At 46.7% G+C, this 21404-nt stretch carries 19 protein-coding genes; 4 read left to right on the forward strand and 15 right to left on the reverse strand.

Going from position 1 to position 21404, the window contains the following annotated elements; all coding sequences use genetic code 11:
• The first annotated feature begins 30 nt into the window (after positions 1 to 30).
• Entirely contained in the window at positions 31 to 825 is a 795-nt protein-coding gene (locus tag KOE27_RS28790) for a pseudouridylate synthase (RefSeq protein ID WP_215242296.1), read from the forward strand.
• Positions 826 to 1027: 202 nt separating this feature from the next.
• The gene (locus KOE27_RS28795) at positions 1028 to 1495 is read left to right on the forward strand and encodes a PH domain-containing protein (protein ID WP_215242297.1); all 468 of its coding nucleotides are present in this window, start codon (positions 1028 to 1030) and stop codon (positions 1493 to 1495) included.
• Positions 1496 to 1544: 49 nt separating this feature from the next.
• On the opposite strand, the gene KOE27_RS28800 is transcribed toward KOE27_RS28795, so the two are convergent.
• From KOE27_RS28800 to KOE27_RS28820, 5 genes are all read right to left on the reverse strand, one after another.
• Entirely contained in the window at positions 1545 to 2138 is a 594-nt protein-coding gene (locus KOE27_RS28800) for a DUF4833 domain-containing protein (RefSeq protein WP_215242298.1), read from the reverse strand.
• A 190-nt stretch (positions 2139 to 2328) separates the two neighbouring features.
• Positions 2329 to 3177, reverse strand: a complete 849-nt coding sequence (locus tag KOE27_RS28805; protein WP_215242299.1) for an aldo/keto reductase — start codon at positions 3175 to 3177, stop codon at positions 2329 to 2331.
• 135 nt (positions 3178 to 3312) lie between these two features.
• Positions 3313 to 4599 (reverse strand): hypothetical protein, encoded by a 1287-nt coding sequence (locus tag KOE27_RS28810; RefSeq protein WP_215242300.1) that lies wholly within the window; start codon positions 4597 to 4599, stop codon positions 3313 to 3315.
• Between the two features lie 5 nt (positions 4600 to 4604).
• A complete protein-coding gene (locus KOE27_RS28815; protein ID WP_215242301.1) occupies positions 4605 to 5168 on the reverse strand; it encodes an RNA polymerase sigma factor in 564 nt (187 codons plus the stop codon).
• A 76-nt stretch (positions 5169 to 5244) separates the two neighbouring features.
• Positions 5245 to 5739 carry a hypothetical protein gene (locus KOE27_RS28820; RefSeq protein ID WP_215242302.1) on the reverse strand — a complete coding sequence of 165 codons (495 nt, stop codon included), beginning with the start codon at positions 5737 to 5739 and terminating at the stop codon, positions 5245 to 5247.
• Between the two features lie 206 nt (positions 5740 to 5945).
• Here KOE27_RS28820 and KOE27_RS28825 point away from each other — a divergent pair, with 206 nt between their 5' ends.
• Positions 5946 to 6341 carry a response regulator gene (locus tag KOE27_RS28825; RefSeq protein WP_215242303.1) on the forward strand — a complete coding sequence of 132 codons (396 nt, stop codon included), beginning with the start codon at positions 5946 to 5948 and terminating at the stop codon, positions 6339 to 6341.
• Positions 6342 to 6373: 32 nt separating this feature from the next.
• On the opposite strand, the gene KOE27_RS28830 is transcribed toward KOE27_RS28825, so the two are convergent.
• From KOE27_RS28830 to KOE27_RS28870, 9 genes are all read right to left on the reverse strand, one after another.
• Complete coding sequence (locus KOE27_RS28830; protein ID WP_215242304.1) at positions 6374 to 6574, reverse strand: KTSC domain-containing protein; 201 nt, start codon at positions 6572 to 6574, stop codon at positions 6374 to 6376.
• 32 nt (positions 6575 to 6606) lie between these two features.
• Complete coding sequence (locus KOE27_RS28835; RefSeq protein WP_215242305.1) at positions 6607 to 7170, reverse strand: hypothetical protein; 564 nt, start codon at positions 7168 to 7170, stop codon at positions 6607 to 6609.
• A gap of 38 nt (positions 7171 to 7208) precedes the next feature.
• On the reverse strand, positions 7209 to 7385 hold the full coding sequence (locus KOE27_RS28840; RefSeq protein ID WP_215242306.1) for a hypothetical protein: 177 nt from the start codon (positions 7383 to 7385) through the stop codon (positions 7209 to 7211).
• Between the two features lie 88 nt (positions 7386 to 7473).
• Entirely contained in the window at positions 7474 to 11697 is a 4224-nt protein-coding gene (treY, locus tag KOE27_RS28845) for a malto-oligosyltrehalose synthase (RefSeq protein WP_215242307.1), read from the reverse strand.
• Complete coding sequence (treZ, locus tag KOE27_RS28850) at positions 11694 to 13514, reverse strand: malto-oligosyltrehalose trehalohydrolase (protein WP_215242308.1); 1821 nt, start codon at positions 13512 to 13514, stop codon at positions 11694 to 11696. The genes treY and treZ overlap by 4 nt, the downstream gene beginning before the upstream one ends.
• 158 nt (positions 13515 to 13672) lie before the next feature.
• A complete protein-coding gene (locus KOE27_RS28855; protein WP_215242309.1) occupies positions 13673 to 14458 on the reverse strand; it encodes a mechanosensitive ion channel family protein in 786 nt (261 codons plus the stop codon).
• 282 nt (positions 14459 to 14740) lie between these two features.
• The gene (locus tag KOE27_RS28860) at positions 14741 to 15274 is read right to left on the reverse strand and encodes a hypothetical protein (protein ID WP_215242310.1); all 534 of its coding nucleotides are present in this window, start codon (positions 15272 to 15274) and stop codon (positions 14741 to 14743) included.
• A 148-nt stretch (positions 15275 to 15422) separates the two neighbouring features.
• On the reverse strand, positions 15423 to 16274 hold the full coding sequence (gene ypfJ, locus KOE27_RS28865) for a KPN_02809 family neutral zinc metallopeptidase (protein ID WP_215242311.1): 852 nt from the start codon (positions 16272 to 16274) through the stop codon (positions 15423 to 15425).
• A gap of 144 nt (positions 16275 to 16418) precedes the next feature.
• Positions 16419 to 18041, reverse strand: a complete 1623-nt coding sequence (locus tag KOE27_RS28870) for a glycoside hydrolase family 32 protein (RefSeq protein ID WP_215242312.1) — start codon at positions 18039 to 18041, stop codon at positions 16419 to 16421.
• A gap of 276 nt (positions 18042 to 18317) precedes the next feature.
• Here KOE27_RS28870 and KOE27_RS28875 point away from each other — a divergent pair, with 276 nt between their 5' ends.
• A complete protein-coding gene (locus KOE27_RS28875; protein ID WP_215242313.1) occupies positions 18318 to 18752 on the forward strand; it encodes a VOC family protein in 435 nt (144 codons plus the stop codon).
• 82 nt (positions 18753 to 18834) lie between these two features.
• On the opposite strand, the gene KOE27_RS28880 is transcribed toward KOE27_RS28875, so the two are convergent.
• The gene (locus KOE27_RS28880; protein ID WP_215242314.1) at positions 18835 to 21282 is read right to left on the reverse strand and encodes an outer membrane beta-barrel family protein; all 2448 of its coding nucleotides are present in this window, start codon (positions 21280 to 21282) and stop codon (positions 18835 to 18837) included.
• Positions 21283 to 21404 lie beyond the last annotated feature (122 nt).

A 21404-nucleotide genomic window follows, 5' to 3' on the forward strand; every position in this document is an offset into this window, starting at 1 on the left:
AGATTTGCGATGAGGTATTAAAAATCTGTTTTGAAGCAAGCACCGGAAAACCTCCTCCTACACTCTTTTGATTCATCGGTATCTGTCGATCAACTACCCGTACAATTCACCTTCCCCTTTGACTATACTCCACACCGGCTCAGTTTGCTGGCCGCGAGAGGTTTGCAGGAACATTTGAGTACGCAACAGGACTGGGATCATCATTTTGGTTTGTCTGGTGAAAACGACCGGGTATCGGGGAAAATGTTTGGTGTGCTGGTGGTCCGCACACCGGAAAATAGTATTGGGTACCTAGCTGCATTTTCAGGAAAGCTGGCGGGAAGCAATCATCATGCAAAATTTGTCCCGCCGGTATATGACGGACTGGCTGACGACGGTTTTCTCAATACCGGAATGACGGAACTCTCTCGTATGAATGAGGCCATAAAGGTGCTTAAACTGCAGCAATCCGAACAAGAGAGGGAGCAGATAGCCCTCCTGAAGGATATTCGCAAAAAACATTCGGTCCGCCTTCAGAGTAAAATTTTTGATCACTACCATTTTCTCAATCGGGCGGGAGAGGAAAAAGGGCTGCGTCTGATTTTTGACGATGCTTCCTATAAAAATCCGCCCGCCGGAGCGGGTGAATGCGCCGCCCCGAAATTGCTGCAATATGCCTTTCAGCACCGTCTGGAACCCCTGGCTATGGCTGAGTTCTGGTGGGGCTTGTCTCCCAAATCAGCGCATTGGAAACATGGTCATTTTTATCCGGCTTGTCAGGAAAAGTGCGCTCCAATCCTGTCTCACATGCTTGCTGGAATGAACATTGAGAAGCCGGCCAGGTAATATGTGTATTTAAAGTTGGGCGTAGTCAAAAGCTGGGCGTAGTCTCCAGACTACGGCCGAGTGACATCGGTCTCCAGACCGATGAATATCTCAAAAACCATATTAGCTCTTAAAACAAATCTGATTAAAAGATTTGTTTACCTGCATCAATATACCGATCTTCGATATAGTTCATTGTGAATAATAACATTCATTTTGGGGTATGACGGCAAAAATGTACAGATCCAGAGCAGATCTTCGTTTTTATTTCTTCTGGATTCTCTTCGGAATATTAGTGATACTGATCGCTATTGCTTCGGGCAACTGGTATTTCCTTCCCTTATTGGGCGGGCCAGCCGGTAGTTTGCTGGCGGTTTATTTGAATACGTCCTATACGATCAAGGATAACGGGGACCTGGAAGTGAAAGGTTTTAGCATTCCGGGCCGAAGAAAGGTCATCGACATTTTCTCGATTGGGAGTATCAAACAAATCCATAACACAAGCTCTGCGCCGGCCCTATCCGGAAACAGGTTGGAAATCGCCTATAATGATTCCGAGAAAATACTTTTATCACCCCAAAATGAGCAACAATTTATAGCAGAACTCAGGCAGGTCAATCCCGAAATTTCCGTGGATCAGATAAAATATCAACATAGGGCTGGGCGTAGTCTCCAGACTACGTCCGAGTGACATCGGTCTCCAGACCGAAGAACATTTCGAAGAAACCGCCACACCATTCTTACGGCTTAAACCGATGTAAAATTCCTTTTCCCGTGAGACTGTCAGTACCTGTTATTTCGATGTAAGTCACGTTCGGTTTCAGCTTGGTACCTCCATCAATGTTGATAAATACTCGGGACAGAACCACATCCCTGCCTCCCAGCATGATGTGCGCACGATACCGATCTTCTTTCGGCCAGGGTTTCAAAAAAATACCCATTTCCTGATAAGCCACCAGTCTGATCGGCACAACGTCCCCCTCCGCATCCGCAGGCCTGATACCATAGCCCAGCCTTTGAACTTTTGAAAGCGGCTTTGTACTTCCTTCCTTGTCGTCCATGAGCCAGTAAATATTTACCGGATCATCCGCGTTCAGTTTACGTTGTCCGCCTCTGGATTCAACATAATTTGCCTCATAAATCACTGAATTGAAATCCAGGGAACGCTGCAGGTAAAAAAGCATGTCGGGCTTTTCAGACGGTACAGGAAAGGTGCTGTTCTCTTTCACCAGTTTCCTGGCAGACCTCGGGGCTGTTTGCCCGACTGCAAAAAGTGGGCAGGCCAGCAAATAAGCTATCGTTATAAAACGGCTGATTATCTTCAGTGAAAACATCCGGTTGACTTGCTATTGGAACACTAAGTATTGGGTTACCAATTTTATTAAGGTTTCCTAAAATGATTAAACTCCAAAGCACAGGAGGAAATTCCCTGTACAATGGAGTTTCTGCTTACCTTTTTGATATTAACTTTAAATCGTCTGACCGAATGGGACCGCTGGATCAGGCAGGCATTTCTTTGCCGTTTTAATGTCTGGATAGTGAAGTAAACTCTTCGTCCGTCAGATCAATATCGGCTGCTTTCAGGTTTTCTTGCAAATGTTTCAACGAGCTTGTCCCGGGAATAAGCAGGATGTTACCGGAACGTTTTAGTAACCAGGCGAGGGCTATTTGTGCCACCGTCGCATCATGGTTTCTGGCAATATTGCTAATTTTGTCTGCAAGCTTCTCGGGGCCGGATGCCAGCGGAAACCAGGGAATAAACGCCATCCCGTTTCTGGCAGTAAAATCAACAACTTCATCCCATTGCCGGTCGCCCAGATTGTAGAGATTCTGCACCGACACAATGGGCAAGACCTTCGACGCTTTTTCAATCTGCGCAATACTTACTTCCGACAGCCCAACATATCTGATCTTTCCCGCTTTCACTGCCTCGGCAACCGGCGCCAGCGTTTCTTCCACTGGTACCTTTGGATCAATACGGTGCAGTTGCCAAAGGTCAATGGTATCCGTTTTCAATCGTTTTAAACTCCCTTCGATGTTTTCTTTTATAAATTTCGGATCACCATCAACAACCCATTTTCCTGGACCGGGCCGCCTGAATCCTCCTTTTGTAGCAATGATCAGATCCTTTTTATACGGGTAAAGTGCTTCTGCAATCAGCGATTCATTAAACTGAGGCCCGTAAGCCTCTGCAGTATCAATAAAATTCACTCCCGATTCAACCGCTGCCAAAAGGACCTTTTTAGCATTTTCGCGGTCCTTCACTTCTCCGAATACCCCCGAACCCGTAAGTTGCATCGCACCGTAACCCAGCCGATTTATTTCGATATCCGACCCCAATTTATAGGTCAGCTTGTTTTTTGTATTTTCCATTTTTTACTTTTTTAGTACTCAAGGGATAACAAAAAAGTCGTGCGAAATGGTAGCTACATCACTAGCGAAAATCAAACAAATTTTTGCGAATTTCAAACAAAAAGTACCAAGGCATCCTAAAAGCTCGACCATACCCTAGCGGGCTGCTTTTTTTGAAGTCCCTCCCGACCAACGCAACTGTAAGCCAAAAGAGGTGAAACGAAGCTTATCCGCGGTGACGGAACCCATCGGATACCTGAAAAAGGGTTCCAAAGCCAGCCTGTTATTTTGCAATGGGTAACTGATTCCCAAACCAAGGTAAAGCGCTGTACCAAAACTCCACCTTCCCTTTCGAGTCTGATCGGTAACAGAACTAATATCTTCCACAGTTTGAGTGGATACCACCACCGGCCCGCCTTCAGTTTCCGTTACAGTGGTGATAACCCTCTGATTTTTATAGGTATAATCTGCGATTTGCCCTACACTCCCCTGTAGCGAAATCCCCCCCGTGGCTACAATCCCCAACATTCCGAAACTTCCTATCCCGTATCTCAGGTGCAGCGGCATTTCCAAATTAAGCCAATGATGTTGCGCCCTTTGCAGCTGAGGGATTCCCCCGGCAAGCGGAGTGATGCCCGGTTTTATATCCAGAGATTGCCTGCCCACATATATACCGGTGCTAAAATCCAGGTGAGGGCCGACAGGCAAATCCATCATTCCGCCCAGCGCATAATTTATTTTCAGCTGTGTTTCCGCCGCATGGTTGGATTGCTGTGCCAGGCCGATACCATAGCGGATCGCCCGGACAGTCCGAATGCCATCATTCAGCTCCTGCGGTATGCCGCCCACATACAATTTATGAAAATTAACGGTATAAAACCGGGCAGGTTCTGGTACTAAAAATGTGGCACGACTAGCTGTTTCGGCCATTCCACTTTTTTCAATGTCTTCATCGATGTTTAACCATAAATAATCCTCTTTTGCAGTATTTTCACCGAGCCCCCTGTTCCTCTGAAGGGAAAAACGGTTACCGCTTTTTGGAGAGAGACCTCCCGGATTATCGTTTTCCCGGGTCCTTACGTGCTTACTTTCCGCGATATTGCGGCCCGGCGCACCGCCACCGTCCTTTCGGTGTAACCCATCTGATACCGGTAATTTTTTTTCTCGGCCGGCAACTGGGTCTCTGCTGCCAATTACTTCCTTCCCTCCAGTGAGAGCCTTCGTTCGTTTGTTACCGCTCAGTAGCCTTTTAGTTCCCAGGCCAATTCCAATGAGAAGCATCAAACCTGCTGCGATACGCATCCAATAAAACAATGGCCGCCTTTCACGCTTTTTTTCCGCTCTGAATTTTTCAAAATCCTCCCAGGCATCAGGCTGATAGGAGGTAGCATACTCCCTCAGCCGGCTGATCATATCGCTATCGATAGGCTCCTGATCTGACATCTTTTCTAATTAATCCTGTTTTGAATAGTTATCAGTTTTCGCAGACTTTGCTTAGCTTTTGTCAGATATGCCCTGGATGACGCCGCCGGAATATGCATCATTTTAGCTATTTCTTCATGGCTATACCCCTCCACTTCATACAAATTGAACACTACCTTCCACATAGACGGTAACTTATCCAGCAGGCGCAGGATTTCTGCTACCGACTGATTTCCGGACGCATCTTCCGCCGTCCAAAACTGATCGTCGTAACCATTGAGCCCCGAAATAAGATCGTTTTTCTTCTCCTTCCTGAAGCAGTCAATGGCCGTATGTACTACCAGGGTTCTCATCCAGCCTCTGAAAGATTTAAGCGTATATAACTGCTGCGGCAGCTGGTCAAATATTTTAAGAAAAGCATCATTCACAACCTCCTGCGCCATATCCTTGCTGGAAAGGTATCTCAGACCAATTCCCATTGCCAATCCAAAAAAATGCTTAAACACCCACCGCTGGGCTCTTGAATCCCTTTTTGCGCAACGCTCAATCCATTCTCTTTCATCAGACGTACAATCAGATAACCATTCCACATTAAAAAAATAATGCTGCCTACCCCGGAGCATGGGGCAAGCAACAGATAGGTTGAATAAAATAAAAGACCAGAAATTACTTGGAACTGGATACGTTTCCGTCGGGATCTATTACTTTGTCATCCTCCTTGGAACCGTTGGACACCTGGACGTTAACATCGGCAGCATCAACCGATCCTCCAAAAAGTTTCTGAAGGTCCACGGTCAGGGTATAGTGGTTAATGACGGTGGTCTGAACACCATCGGGTAAGTCGTAACTCACCACAAGCCGGGTCATCATCGGATAGGACTCCATGAGTATACCGTCCCAAACAATTTTATAATTTTCGATACCGCCTGCTCCGCTTACATTGATTTTCAAGATGTTCGCTTCCCTCTCAACCCCGTCTATTTCAAAAGGTGTTCCTTTAAAAGTTTCCCGTGCGGTCATCAGCTTGTTGTATTTTTCGGCGCTGGTCTGCAGGAAAGCATCACCATCGGGAGCAACGGTGTTTTCCTGATTACACGAGAAAGTAAAAACAGCCGCCGAAAGGGCAAGAAAGACGAAACGGATGATGAATTTTGTTTTCATTTTTGCTAACAGATTAAGTGTTTTTAACCATGTCGTTACCCAAAGGGGAAATGCTACCGATCACAATTAAAAATATTTCTCTTATCTGAAAACATTTGCGGCCGTTTGGTTGGAATGGCGCGGAAGGAAAGGTACTTTTTTACGAAAACAGGTTTAAAAAAGTTTAGTAACTTTGGTTACAACTGTGTACCAAGTAAATTGCAGCCATGCCGACAAAGACAATATATCTGGCAGATGATGATCCGGATGACAGGTTTCTGATCAGAGAGGCTATCAAAGAAGTGAATCCGGAAATAAAGATCATTGAAACGGATAACGGCCTTGCCCTTTTATCCCTGATCAGGGAAATTACCGAGCCGGAATCTACCCTTATCCTGCTGGACATGAACATGCCAAAAATGAATGGGCTGGAAACGATTACTGCGTTAAGGTCAGACCCCACCCTGCCGTTAATTCCCGCTATGATGATCTCCACCTCCTATGATCATTCGCTGGCGGAAGAAGCGTTCCGGGCGGGGATAAACGGGTATATGACCAAACCCGTAACCTACGAAGGATTTATTGATATGGGGCATCAATTGGTGGCCCGGTTTTTGGCCTAACGCCGGATTCTGTAACATTCGGCTTCACACCGTCATTCCGTTTCAACCTTACTGTAAGAATATTTTCCCTTGATATACCGGTTCAAAAAGTTACCTTTTGACCTTGCACCTTTCATCCGGGCAAATACCTGCTCGGGAACGAGGTGGTAATCATAAATTGTCCCTGAAAGAAATACAATGCGGAGTGTAGTATCAGTATCGTAGGACATGGATTCAATAACGGATGAAGGCATAAGTATACTACGATTTAACGACCACCTTTCCCTTAGTCAAGTTCCGTGTATCCGTCATCGCCAAGGATATCGTGGCCATTGTTTGCCCTGAACGCTCTGACGATCGCACGCCTGTCTTCCTTATTCTTAGGATCTACACTGATAATAATACCGCCCTCCTTCATCGTATCTCCATAGGAACCCACATGCTCCTTAAGTTGGTTATATCCTGCAAAATGTTCATCCTCCGTTTTGCCATCATCCGTTGCCGGTGTACTATCCGCTTTCCTGAACAAAGCATTTGAAATAACAATGCCCCATTCCCGGAAGGAAATAACAGAGGTAGCCGTGACGATCACTCCCGAAATCATGTCCTTGGTCTTTGCCAGAAGCGAATCCGCAGGCGCAGGGGCAGCCTCAGGATCATACTCCTGAACGGCCAGATTCTCCTCATTTTCAAAGGTACTGAAGGTTTCGTCAGACATCAGTACAGCAATATCATCAGCCTGATGTCCTCGTTGTAAAAGTGCGTTATAAGCCGAGTCCGCATCTTTTTTAGTAAAAAAGACCCCGGAAATAGTTCCGGGTGAATAACTCGAAAGACCAGATTTTTCCATTGAAAATTGACTAAGGTCGGATGATGCCTGTCTATATTTTAATTCTGAAGTACTTCCAGATCAGAAGCTTTGAATTCGCCTTCCTCCTCCACCCCTTCCGCATTGGTGTAACGACACAACAGCTGCCCGTCAGATAAGTACCTGATCACGGTCATCCCGTTTGTGCCGTTTTTTTCCTTCACCCAGGCACCTTCTTTAAATTGTGGATCGTCCATATCTATCTTTTTTAAATACGGTTCCCTAAAAAATTGTACCATGAAGGTCAGACGCTCCATGGTACAACAGACAAACCTGCGTGATACATTAATCCCGGTTATAGAGTACAGTCCACAATTTCAGTTTATTCTGAGTTTCCCGGGTGAGCTGGCCAGGTAAGAGACGCCAGGCCCAGTTACCATCGTTGGACCCGGGAATATTCATTTTATTGGACTCGTCCAGATTCAGTACATCCTGTATGGGCAATACCACCGTTTTTGCAACGGATGAATACAGCAGCCTTGCCATTACTTCATATACTTCCTCCTCATTCACCGACCTGCCCAAAAACTCCTGCAGACGTTCCAAAGTTTCCTCGTCAACATCTTTTCTGAACCAGCCTCTTATGGTATTGTTGTCATGCGTACCTGTATAGGCGATAAAATTAGGGGTATAATTATGGGGAATATGATCCGACTCGGGCATGCTTTCATCAAAACCATACTGCAGTACTTTCATTCCCGGCAGCTCAAACGCATCGCGGAGCTGGAAAACAGCCGGACTGGTTTTGCCCAAGTCTTCCGCCACAAAAGGCAGGCTTCCCAGTTTTTCCTTCATCGTGTCAAAGAAATCGGCACCGGGGCCGTGCTCCCATACACCGTTGATAGCGGTGGTATCCCCACCTGGAACAACCCAATAGTCTGCAAAGGCACGGAAATGATCCAGCCGTACCAGATCAAAAAGTTCGATATTCTTGCGGAGCCGCTCGGTCCACCACTGGTATCCCTGCGCTTTCAGAGCCGGCCAGTTAAATACAGGCATACCCCAGAGTTGTCCTTCCTTGGCAAAGGCGTCTGGCGGGACACCGGCAACACCAGTAATTTTACCGCTTTCATCAATCTGGAAAAAATCCTTATTTGCCCAAACGTCCGATGAATTGTAACTTACATAAAACGGCATGTCTCCCAATATGCGGATATCTCTTTCATTACAATAAGCCCGAAGTGCTTTCCACTGACGGACGAATATATACTGCATCCATTTGATAAACCGGATTTCGTCTGGTTCCTGATCGGCCAGTTCCTTCAATACCGCGTCGTCGTGCAGCTTATACGGTTCTTCCCATTCTGCCCAGGGTTGGTCAGGATGTTTCCCTTTCAGCAGCATATACAAAGCAAAGTCCTGCAGCCATTCCTGATTATCCGCACAGAATTCATCAAAAGCTTCTGTAGAAAACACCTCAGGCTGATTTACGTAGCTGGCATAAGCCTGTCTCAGGATTTCCATTTTCACCTCACCTGCCTTGGTATAATCTGTTTTCCCATTCTGGGGAAGATAGTAGTCGGTCAGATTTACGGCATCCAGCAAGCCATCCGCCGCCAGTATTTCGGGACTGATCAACAGGGGATTTCCTGCGCGGCTTGAGAGTGCACTATAAGGAGAATTTCCCTGAGATACTTCGGTGGGATTCAGCGGCAACAGTTGCCATATCCGCTGATGGCTTTTGGCCAGAAAATCCGCAAAAGCATAGGCTTCAGGCCCCATATCACCTATCCCGAATGGCGAAGCAAGGGAAGTAATATGGGTGAGAATACCTGCACTACGTACGTTGGTCACCCTTGTGCCTTTTAAAACAGCAACCGGAAAATCGCTGAAAAGTACGGATGGAAAAAGAGATTCAAACGTAATCTCCTGCCCCGTTACCAAATTCTGCCAGCCCGTATTCAGTCCGTGCGGCAGTATGATTTCAGTATCTTTCCAGTCAATATTAAAAATATCTGTCCCTTGTTTCCTGCATATGTCAGATATGTGGAGTGGAACCGCCACAATCAGTACCTTTTGTTTATAAATTCTGGCAAAGGCCAGAATATGATCTTTAAAAATTCCGTCTGTCTGAAGAGGCACGTAGTCCCCTTCCGAGAAAATTGCCGCCTCATTTTTCCTCAGGTGAAACAACTGCTGCGTTAACCACAACTTGATTTGCCCGGTATTGCGATTTTGCCACAGTTTTTCCAGAAGACGCTGTGGATCCTCATACGCATCAAATTCCGCGAGCCACTGCTGCCTTTTTACAAAATCCACCGCTCTTCTGTTGTCAGGATCTACCATACTGAAATCCCACAAATCACACCCCTGATAAACATCTGGTACGCCCGGACAGGCAAATTTCAGCAGCAATTGTGAAAGCGAGTTGATGACACCATACTCCGAAATTTCGGTGTGGAAGGCTGAAAAACTCTTCCAGAAGGCACTTTCCTTATCCAAAATCGCCTGAACGAACGACGTTACCCCTGTTTCATAAGCTTCATTGGGCGCTGTCCAGGAGGTATTCCGTTTTGCCTCGCGGAATGCTTTCTGCAGGTATTCTTCCAACCGTTTTTGAAAATCATCCTCGTCTTCGCCTGGCATTGGAAATGCACCTGCCAGGGTTTGGTATATCAAGTACTCGTCATTCGCATCGGGAGCGCCACATTTTTCAATTACTCCTACATTCATTTCCCGCCATGCGTCCACGTGCTCAAACCATTGCGGGGCAAAATCGGTCAGGACATTCAGCCGCGCTCTTACGTCCTCTCCCCGCTTGGTATCATGGGTGGATGTACTGTTGAGGGACAGCGGCCAGTCTTTACGGCGCGTCTTCATTTTGTTATGGAAATCGTGGGGCGATATCCCAAAATTTTCCACGGAATCCCCAACCTCATTATGCCCGAGAAATCGGTTATAGGTATACATGAGGGTATCTTCGTCTCCCTTGGCCATTACAGGTCCGGTGAATTGCATGCACCTTTGATAAAATTCCGCTGCGTTGTTCTTATAGTCGTCATTTTCCTCTGCCGGACGGTTTAACAACGAATCCGCAAGAATACCAACGGCTTCCTCCAGTTCAGGATGAGCGTTTTTAACCTCATCCAGTATTTGACTTACGGCAGCCATCTCCGTGTTGTCCAGCGGAAATACATTCCCGTAATACCGGTACACCGGACAATGAACCAAAAATTCCCCGATTGCACTTTTCAGGCTTTCTTTACCCACCGAATGCAGCGCTTCCTCCTCCACCAGGTTCAATTCCACAAAAAGCTGATACAGATTTTCCAGCTCACCTCCCATATGTTCATACAGGATGTGCGCCTTCTTTTCAAGCAGCAACTGCGTAACCGGCTTGCTTTCTCCGACCAGATTCTGATAATATTCCGTAAAAGTGCTCTCGCTTGCCTTGTTCGTCAGTACATTATTAACCGCAGCTAAAAACTCATAACCGGTAGTACCTTCCACCGGCCAGGATTTCGGGAGAGATTCGCCATTCTTCAGAATTTTTTCCACCATAATACTCGTATCGTCACCTGCCAGCTGACGAAGGTGCTGCAGGTATCGGGAGGGATTGTATAGGCCATCAATGTGGTCGATCCTAAGGCCCTGAATGACTCCTTTATCTATGAGTGATTTGATTAATACATGGTATCTACCAAAAACTTCCTCATTTTGTATATTCAGACAAATAAGTCCGTTGACGGTAAAAAAGCGCCGAAAATTGATCTGATGCTCCGTTTTTTGCCAGTGGCACAAAGCATAGTTCTGCATATCAATCACCTGCCGTAACAGTTGCCTGTCGGCATTAATCCCTTCCAGCCTGTTGCTCACTTGTTCCATTGCAGCCCCGTTGCCCAGAATGGATTGCAGCTGGAGCAAAATCTCATGCCACATTTCGGTAAAGGTATGTGCTTCCTGCTCCTGGTTCAGTGCACCGATCTGGCTGACAATCTGTGCCAAAGACTGGTTGCTGAGCATTTCGGGGGTATCCAGCACCAACAGGTATGCCTGCGGATTGAGCGGAAAAACGGCCTCTTCATAACGTATCACCAAGCGGCTTGACTGGTATTTCAGCGCGACCTGGTCATTTTCCAGTATCTCGTCCAGGTCCGCCGACAGGAAGGGTACCATTAGTTTACCGTGGTACAACCGGCTGTTCCAGGCGATATCAAAAAACGGCAGATAAAGCGACTGCATTCCTTTTTCCAGTACATCCATCAGCCAGGGATTCTCGGAATGGAACGCCATGTGATTGGGAACAATATCCTGTAACCAGCTCATTTGGTTTTCTTTCAGGATACCACTGACATCCAGCAGGTCCTGCTCGGTACCAATTTCAGGATCAATCTGATTTGGATTTACGCCGTCGTAACCATGGCTGCTGCCGGAAGTGGACTTGAAAACGGGAGAAGCATAAATCGTACTGACCCCTAGCTTCTGCAGGTAGGGAATTATTTTTTTTAAATCTTTAAAACTGAATTCCTTACGGAACTGCAGGCGGTAGGTCGCGGCGAGATTATTCATAAATCGTTGGTATATATGGTGATAGATTCAGGTGCTAATTCCAAGGTTATTTCTTCCGCTATGGTATCGGGGAAATCCACAGCGCCGCCCCACTGCTCATCAGAAGAAGCGATGAGTTTGTGCCAAACGGCCGCATAAAGATTAACATGAACATGTTGCGGCTCTTTTGAAAAATTCAGCAGGCATACTACATCCTGCATTTTGTGCTGACGTAAGAGAATAATCGTCCGCTGATTCTCCAGACATTCCACTGTTGAGTCTTTCCTGTTTAACATGTGCAGCGCAGCCTGGCGCTTACGTATGTCTATCAGCCGCCGGTAATAACGTAACATCGTCTGATGAGGCTCTTTTTGGATCAACCCCCACTGAAGTCGTGAGTCGACAAAGGTTTTTTCAGCAACAGGATCCGGCGCTTCACCCTCTATATGGAATGCGCTGAACTCATTTTTCCGGCCCTGGCGCACCGCCTCGGCAAGTTCAGGATCCGTGTGGCTAACAAAATACAAGAAAGGATTGGATTCGCCATACTCTTCACCCATAAAAAGCATGGGCAGATAAGGACTTACCAGTACGGCACCGGCCATCAGTTTCTGCATTTCATAACTGACAAGCGCACTGGTACGCTCACCCAGCATGCGGTTTCCTACCTGATCATGGTTCTGCGAGAAAACGATGAACTGCTCCCCAAGATTATCCGTAGGCATACCAAATTTCTTTTTTCGGTGCTCCGAATAAATCCCGTTAAAAACATAGGCATCCCGGTATGCTTTGGACAAAGACACAACACCATCGAAATCAGCATAATAAGAAGACCGCTCCTGCCCGGCGCTCACTCTCAGGGCATGATGAAACTCGTCTATCCACTGCGTGTGCAATCCGAAACCGCCTTTTTCCTGCGGATTGATAAAGCGGGTATCATTCAGGTCCAGCTCTGCAATAAGATAATACGGTCTGCCGGTCTGAATAGATAAAGCGTCCGCCTGCTGCCTCATTTCCTGTAAGACATGCAGGGGACTTAAATCCTTTATGGCATGAACAGCATCCAGTCGAAGGGCATCTATGTGAAAATCCCTGAACCACATGAGTGCATTTTCAAGGTAATATTTTCTAACGCCGTCGCACCAGGCATCGTCAAAGTTTATGGCACTACCCCAGGGCGTGTGGTATTTATCGGTAAAATAGGGGGCAAATTCTCCCAAATAATTCCCCTCAGGCCCCAGATGGTTATATACAACATCCAGAATAACGGCCAGCCCCTTGGAATGGCAGGTGTCTACCAGTTGCTGTAATGCCTTCGCTCCACCATACGAATGCTGCACACAATAGGGAAAAACGCCATCATATCCCCAGTTTCTATCACCGGGAAACTGCGCCACAGGCATCATTTCTATAGCCGTAATACCAAGACTGACCAGATAGTCCAGCTTTTCTTCCATTGCCGCAAAAGTGCCCTCGTCGGTGAAAGTGCCGGTATGGACTTCATAAATGATATAATCGGCAAGCGGAACGTTCTTCCAGTGGGTATCAGTCCAGTCAAAAGTGAGATCAACCACTTCCGAAGGGCCATGGACGCCCTCCGGCTGGGACAACGATGCAGGATCAGGCAGCGTTTTTTCCCCATTGATGATAAACTGGTACCTGTCGCCAGGGCTAAGCGGATGTTCCAACGTCCAGTAACCATACTCCCCCGGAATCATCGGAATGCGCTGACCGTCTTCCATCAGTACAAATCCTGCACTACTTGCTTCAGGCACCCACAGGACAACCTGGGATGGATTATTTTCAATAAAAGTTACTCCAGGTTTTCGTAGTTCCATATTGACTTCCGTTCTTTAATTTGAAATTTAAAAGAATACTGAAACCGGACCGCACAAGATATTTCAGGCAAACCTGTCAGATGCACTGCTGTATAAGCAGAAGAAAACAGACACCCGTAGTCACGTCTACCTTATACGCTATAAGCAAAATTAGAGCTCTACATACCCGGCAGTTTCAGGCCTGACGCATGAAGATTTTCGATCAGCTTTTGCTGGAACATCATCTTTGCATCCGTAAATCCGTGTGAACTGATCCAGACGTTCAGCATTACCTTATAACCGTCCGGTTCGATGGAGGATATACCTACACGCCCTTCCGGCTTTTTAAGGATATTCTGGGATTTCCTGATGGTGTCGTTAATCAGATTTTTGACGGCTTCAAAATCAATGCTGTTATTGAATTTAAGCTCAATATCCAGCCTTCTGCTACCCGACCGGCTGATATTAACGATCACCTCGTTGGATAGTTTGCTGTTGGGAATAACCACCGTTCGGTTATCGAAGGTAGTGACAACGGTATAAAATATTTTTATGGCTGTAACCGTCCCCTCATGGCCCTGAGCCAGAATATTATCTCCAACATGGAAAGGTTTGAGCATCAGGATGAGCACCCCGCTGGTAAAATTCTGAAGCGTACCCGACAGTGCCAGTCCGGCCGCCACACCTATCGCACCTATGAGTGCGGCGAAAATAGTCATCTGTACCCCCACAATCTGCATGGCCGCGATGATTAATAATATACGCAGGGAAGTGATGGTTAAACTGAGCAGAAAGGGTCTCAAAGATGGGTCGATTTCTCTCTTGTGCAAACGGCCGGTCATCCAAACAGACAGCTTTCTAACCAGCCAGAGCCCGATAACCAGTACAACAATTCCTAGTAAAAAAGAAGGGCCTTTGTCTAGTACCCAAACATATACCTTATTATAAAATTCTTCAAGTTTCATTACATCTCAACATTTAATTAATAACGGAAGGCAATCCTATGCCCCGGCCTTCCCACAGATTCCCGGTTTTAACAAAACTGTTCCAAATAGCATGAGTATCAAAAAACACCCAAAAATTGATTAAATGGGATTGCAAGTACCCTATTTCAGCCCATCCAAACGGGCTGGCGGGAAATTTACGTCCACATTTTTCGTCAGTTCCTTTACAAAAAATACCTGGCCACACATTGCCTCAGCAAGAGTAACCAGGTATGGGGTTTATCAAATCTTAAAGTATATGTACTAAGGTGTACGGGGAACTACCGTTGACGGTGTGGTGGCTGGTACCGTAGACGACGGTGCGGTGGTTCCTTGCGTTGCCGGATTGGTACTACTAGCCGGCGCCGCAGACCTTGGTGCAGATGCGGGTCTCTGGTAAGTAGGTGTTGCCTGATTAATCGGCGACTGGCTTATTACACCTGGCTGCGTGGCTGGATTAACAGCCCCGGGAGCAGTAGAAGGCGTTGTAACGGCGGATGGCTGCGTGACAGTTCCCGGAGATACTGTGCCCGGTATCACCGACCCAGGCGTAGTAACTCCCGGATTTGTTAATGAGCCCGGAACTGTCGAAGGCTGAACCGTACTGCCCGGAATTATCGACTGGTAAGGCTGAACAGTACTACCGGGGGTATTCACCGGATAGCTGTTACTAGACTGTACGGTAGCAGGCGCCGTTGCGCCGCCGGGAACCGTGGATGGTGTAGTTGGCGTCACCTGGGCCAACGCTGCTGTGCTGATAAAAGCCAGCGCCAGCATATTCAATTTTATCGCTTTCATGATGTTTCATTTTTAGTAAAAAATCATTATTTGATAAAACTTTATCAATAATCATTCCATGAAACATGTCTGCGGCAAATAAAAATGAATTTTTTCTACGTATATTCTTTGCTACCAGGTTCCTGTTCTAGTGCCAAAATCTGGAATCTCACTGGATATCCTGATACTTTCCCTGACTGAGATCTCCCGTTTCAAAGCCCTTTTTAAACCAGTACATTCTTTGCTGGGAAGTACCATGGGTGAAGGCATCTGGCACCACATAACCTTGCGCCTCCTTTTGTAGTTTGTCATCCCCGATGGCATTAGCCGCTTTTAATGCTGATTCCAGATCGCCCGGTTCCAGGATCTTGCTCATCTGCTGCGCACGGTTAGCCCAAACTCCGGCGAGGAAATCGGCCTGCAGTTCCAGTTTTACCGACAGCCGGTTATATTCCTTCTCGCTCATTCTTCCGCGTTGTTCCTGGAGCTGGCCTGATATACCCATCAGGTTCTGCACATGATGCCCTACTTCATGCGCCACCACGTATGCAACCGCAAAATCTCCCGGCGCCTTGAACCGGTCTCTCAGCTCATCGCAAAAGGAAAGATCTATATACACTTTCTGGTCTGCCGGACAGTAGAAAGGACCCATCGCGGACGAGGCACTTCCGCAGGCTCCCTGGGTTGCATTTTCAAAGATCTGGAGGGTCGGTTTTTCGTACTGACTGTTATTTTCAGCATAGATCTCATCCCAGACGTCTTCGGTACTTCCCAGCACAGCCGATACAAAATCAGCTGTTTTATCGTCCGGGCGAGGGCCGGGCTCACGGGTTACGCCCTGCTCCGTTGCCTGCCCCCCTTGCTGCAGGTTGGACAGAATTTCTGCGGGATCCTGTCCGGTGAGCAATCCTATGGCCACCACAATAATTACTCCGATTCCGCCCAGGGCCACTTTTCCGCCTCCAGACATTCCACGGCGATCTTCAACGTTTCCACTTCTTCGTAAATCCTGCCAACGCATATTTTAAAATGTTTGATGTTAACAACACAATTCTGCGGATAACTCCCGTTTCCACAGTCAATAATAAGGATAAGTATTGATTGGTGCTAACGCTTCAAATAATGTGCCAACTTTATCTTTTCCCAAGAAAACCCAATGGCTATGTCAGACAAAATTGGTTTTTGCCATATCCCAGCAACGCAGCTCCGACACTTTTACAACCCCGCTTCCTTCACTGTACAAACTCACGCCGGTGCTGTCTGAACGGGTGGGATATACCCGCTGCGTAACGCAAAGGCGGCGGTTCGCGAAAACTTCGATGATGGACTTATCAATAAAAATCTCAAGTTTCAGATCCTCTCCCGGTTTCAGAGCCAGCGGTGCGCGCTGTTCTGATACATATTCCGGAACCGATTTATCCAGGTATCCCATCATGCAATAGGAAGGAAATTTCACATTGCCGGGTGAAGCCGAATTGACATAGTCAATAATAATTTCCTTTTTCACGGGATCATATTTTATGATTGTTTCCTCTTTTCCATCCGGAGAACAAAGTACCTTAAACCCGAACGCTCCGGTACCTTTTGACGAAAACGTTCCGTGCAACTCAATGGTATTCCCTGCAAATTCCCTGACAGGAACCACCTTTCCGTTACCCGCCAGGGTGATCTTATCCGCGGTCTTTGGATTATACCGTAGTAATTTAACCTCATCGGGTGGCGAAATGACCATATTTCCCTGCTCGGAAAGTGTCAATACACGGGGCAGGCTCATCGTCCCCGACCAGCCTTGGACGTCCTTGTAATCCCTTCTTTCCAGCACCCATCCCCAGAGAATACGCCTTCCCTTGTCGTCTATCAAAGTTTCGGGTGCAAAAAAAGTGCCGCCATACCAGTTCATGCGCTCGTGTTTTTCGGGCACAAACCTTTCGTTTACAAAATCTCCGATGTAGTATTGCGTGCCCAGGTTATGGCTAATGGCCACGGCCACATATTTTTTCCCCAGTTTAAAGAAATCGGGACACGACCAGTCTTCGGTATCATTTCTCATTCTTTTGGTCTCGTCCATAAAAGTGCCGGTATACTGCCAGTCTTTCAGGTTTTGGGACTTAAAAAGTGCGGCAGGATTACCGCCCGAAATCTGGTAATAGGTATCGCCTTCCAGCCAGATATGCGGGTCCCATGCGTTGCTGCTGTTATCATCCTTCCGTTCGGTAAGCGATCCGCCTTTTTTAATCGGAAGTACCGGGTTAGTTTCAAACTTTTCCCACCGGATCAAATCATCGTCAGCGGCTTTGGCTATGCAGTTTCCAGCTTCCGTGCCATGATAAACGATGTGCGGTACTCCCTCCCTGGACAAAAACGCCCCTCCGCTGAAAATCCCGGTTTCCGGATCTTTCTCTTCTACTGTGAGCATAGGCGGAAGCGAACTCCAGTGAAACAGATCATGGCTTATCACATGGCCCCACCAGTGAATCCGCTTTCCGTTGGCATCATTATGCTGATAAATATAACCAAGATGATACTTTCCTTTCCAGAAAATGGCTCCGTTAGGATCAAAAGGGTACGCGTCTCCTTCGGGGGAAACAAAATGGTAGGTAGGTCGAAGCGGATCGTTAAAAAGTTTGGCTCTGAGATTTCTTGCTGCATTCTCAAGAGCCTGTTGGCCATTCCCGGTTTTCAGTGGACCTGTTTCTTTATCCTCTGCCTGGTTCAAAAGATGGTCAACAGACAGCGGGGCGAGGATAGAAGTTGCGGTTATGTTCTGTAAAAATTTTCGTCTGCTCATATTATTAATAACTGGAAGGATAGCGGTTGGCAGTGGTACTTAGTAATAGTAGGCGGTAAGCGGTAATCGGTAGGCAGTCACTGGATTTAGCAATTAAAATAAAGTCAATGATCCTACCTGGCACTGGAATATTCAATTCACCTTAAAAAGTCCAAAGCAAACGCAGTATACTATCAGGTTTACAGTAATTAAATCTGGCATATGGTTTTCCCATATCTTTGACTGGTAATCCGTAAATTTCCATTCATTCATCTTCGGTATCAATTGGCATAAACTATGAAAAAATTATTTTTTATTCTTCTTTTTATCTCCGTTCTTAATTCTGCGTTTTCACAAAACGTTGAAAAACTTGGCACACTGCGCTTAAATCACCTGGCACTGCAGGTGAAAGATATCGAAGCCAGCAAAACTTTTTACAGGGACATTATCGGCCTGAAACCCGTGACGGTTCCGGATAATCTTAAAGCCATAAGAGGATGGTTTGAAACCGGTGACGGACAAATGATTCACCTGCTTGCGGGCCGCACCACACCCGTGGTAAACGACAAGGACGGCGGCCATTTTGCTTTGTTTGTGGGATCAATAGACCAGGCAGAGAAATTTCTGAAACAGAAAAATATCCCCTTTCACAAGCAGGTACGTTTCGACGGCGTTACGCAGATCTATTTTGCCGATCCGGATGGCTACCTGATCGAGCTCAATCAGAAGTAATACTTGGGATCATAAAATCAATACCGACCACCGGGAAGAAGTCGTTTTCTCGGTGGTCGGTATTAAATTCTTACGAATTTGGTCATTCAATCCTTCCCTTTTCTTCATCCATCGCGTTGTTGGTATGCTTGCGTTTGCGGGCAAAGGTATCCTTTCCAAAACGGTAGGTCATCGCAAAACCAACTCTTTGGGTGTCAGACTCACCGGTCTGCCAGTATTCAGACTGCGGCAAGCCTATCGATTTGTTATGGTATATCCAGGAATGAAACAGGTCTTCAAAAGTTAACCTGATGCTGCCCTTTCCCTTCCAGATCCTTTGCTGCACCGACGCGTTCACGCGGTACATATCACTGGTAACGGTCTGCCCGGTCAGGTCCCGGCTGGCATAGTATCCTCCCAGTTCAGCACCGATGTTCTTCGAAATCGTAAAATAATTATTGACCTCCAGCCGCGCGATATTGGTACTGAAGTTAAGGTTTTCGTTATCAACCAGCCCTTTCAGCCCGATTCGGGAAAGCCTCAGTGTAGTGTTGGTGTACCACCATTTCACAGGCGAAGCGGATACCGTTGTGTTCAGAAGAACCATAAAACCTCCGGCCAGATTGTCTGGCCGGGTGGTTAAAACATTACCGTCCACCCGGGTGGTCTGAAAAATAGAGTGCGTAAATTTGTTGTAGCTTAAACCCATATTCAGGAACTGCTTATGCTGATATTTCAGTTCAATACGGTGCTGATACTGCGGGTTGAGCATAGGATTTCCGGAGCTGTAGGAATACTGATCCTTATAAAAAACAAACGGATTCAGCAACTGGTAATTGGGCCGGCTGATCCTGCGGACCGCCATCAGCCCCAGCGTATTTTTGCCGGCATCATCCAGTTTATAGTTGACGAAGATACCCGGAAACAAACCGGTATAGTTCTTCGTAAAGGAAGATCCCTCCACCTCGGCATTTCCCAGCTGTTTTCCCCGCGCCTGAGTGTTTTCCACTCTCAGCCCAAACTGCGCGCCAAGACGTTTCCATTTTTTCTGTCCGTTGATATATATGGCATTAATGTTCTCATGGTACCGGAAATGATTGGACTGGCTGTTATCAAGCGACGGAACATTGTTTGTTACCTTGTAATAATCAAAGATAATGTCGTTGTCGATGACACTGGTTTTGAAACCGGCGTCAATACTGGCCTTGTTTTTCAGAGGGTGCACATAGTCCGCCTTGGCTGTATAAATGTTGATGCCGGAAGGAACAGCGTATAGAAATGTGTTCTGCCCGTCAGGAGTGCCACCGGACTGGAAGATATAATTCCGCAAGGTTTGATTGCCTCTGGATTGATAATGCAGGTAGTTGACGTCCGCAGAAAGTTCTCTGCCATTAGGGTTAAACTTGTGCAGCATGTTCAGGTTCATGCTGGTATTGGTTCTTTGATCGGTGCTCACTGTATTACCTGAGCCCGTTGTTTCCAGTCCGTTCACCGGCCGCGGGGTGGTACTCGCATAATCAAATTTCCCGTTTCTTTCGCCGTCGTTCAGGTTGAGGATCAGCCCGTAGGTGGTTTTGGAAGTAGCCGCAAAATCCAGCCCTAAATTGACATTAATACCCTTGCTTACCGTCCGCTGGTCGTTTACCAGATTGACCGTCGATGTCGGTTCTGCGTCACCGTTGTAAAATCGCCTGTCGAAATGGTCCAGGTTGTAATTTTTTTCGTAGCCATACCCCAGATTAGCGAACACATTCACTTTTCTGAAGTTGTAGTTCAGGTTAAGCGCATCATTTGTTCTGGCATATTTACCCATGCTCACCCCCATGGCCACATTTCCCGTCAGCCCCCCTTCCCTGTTTTTTTTCAGCCTGATATTGATCACCGCATTACCCGATGCGTCATACCGCGCCGGAGGGTTATCCATCAGTTCGATTTTATCAAGAAGGCCGCCCGGTAACGATTTTAGATAAGCCGCCAGATCCTGGCCGGACATATAGGTACTCCGGCCATCGATCAATACCAGCACGCCCCCGCGGCCGTTCAGACTTACCTCACCGCTGCTGCTCACCGATACACCGGGTGTTTTTTCCATTACCTCCAAAGTATTACTGGCAGCGCTGCTGATCATGGCCTCAACATTCACCACCGTTTTATCGATCTCCTGGACAATAAGCGGTTTTTTGGATTTGATTACCACCTCATTCAATTCGATGTTTTTAGCCGGCAACAGGATAATCACGGGTAGTGAAATGGCGGGGTGCATGTCATCAATTACCAGAGGAACACTCGTAAACTGCTTTTGTCCCAGCGAGGTAATGGATAACAGATAAGTACTGTTTTCGAGATCCTTAAAACTGAACTTGCCGTTTACATCGGTGATCTCCCCTTTTACCAGGACGGAATCGGCTGATTTTAATAATCTTACAGTAGCCCCGGGTAATACTTCATTTTTGGTATCTTTAACCGTTCCTGAAATCAGTTTAGTGGGACTTTGTGCAAATAAATGGAAGCAAATACTCAAGAAGAGCAGAGAAAAGAAATAAGTTTTCATGGCATAAGGTTTTGCGTGGCATATCATAATTGATGAAGCAAATATTGACCGCTCAGCCCGCCACATGAAATAATAGTGTTGTAACTTCCCCAATCCATGACAGAAAGCCTTGGGGGGATGAC

Source organism: Dyadobacter sp. CECT 9275 (assembly GCF_907164905.1).
GTDB lineage: Bacteria > Bacteroidota > Bacteroidia > Cytophagales > Spirosomataceae > Dyadobacter > Dyadobacter helix.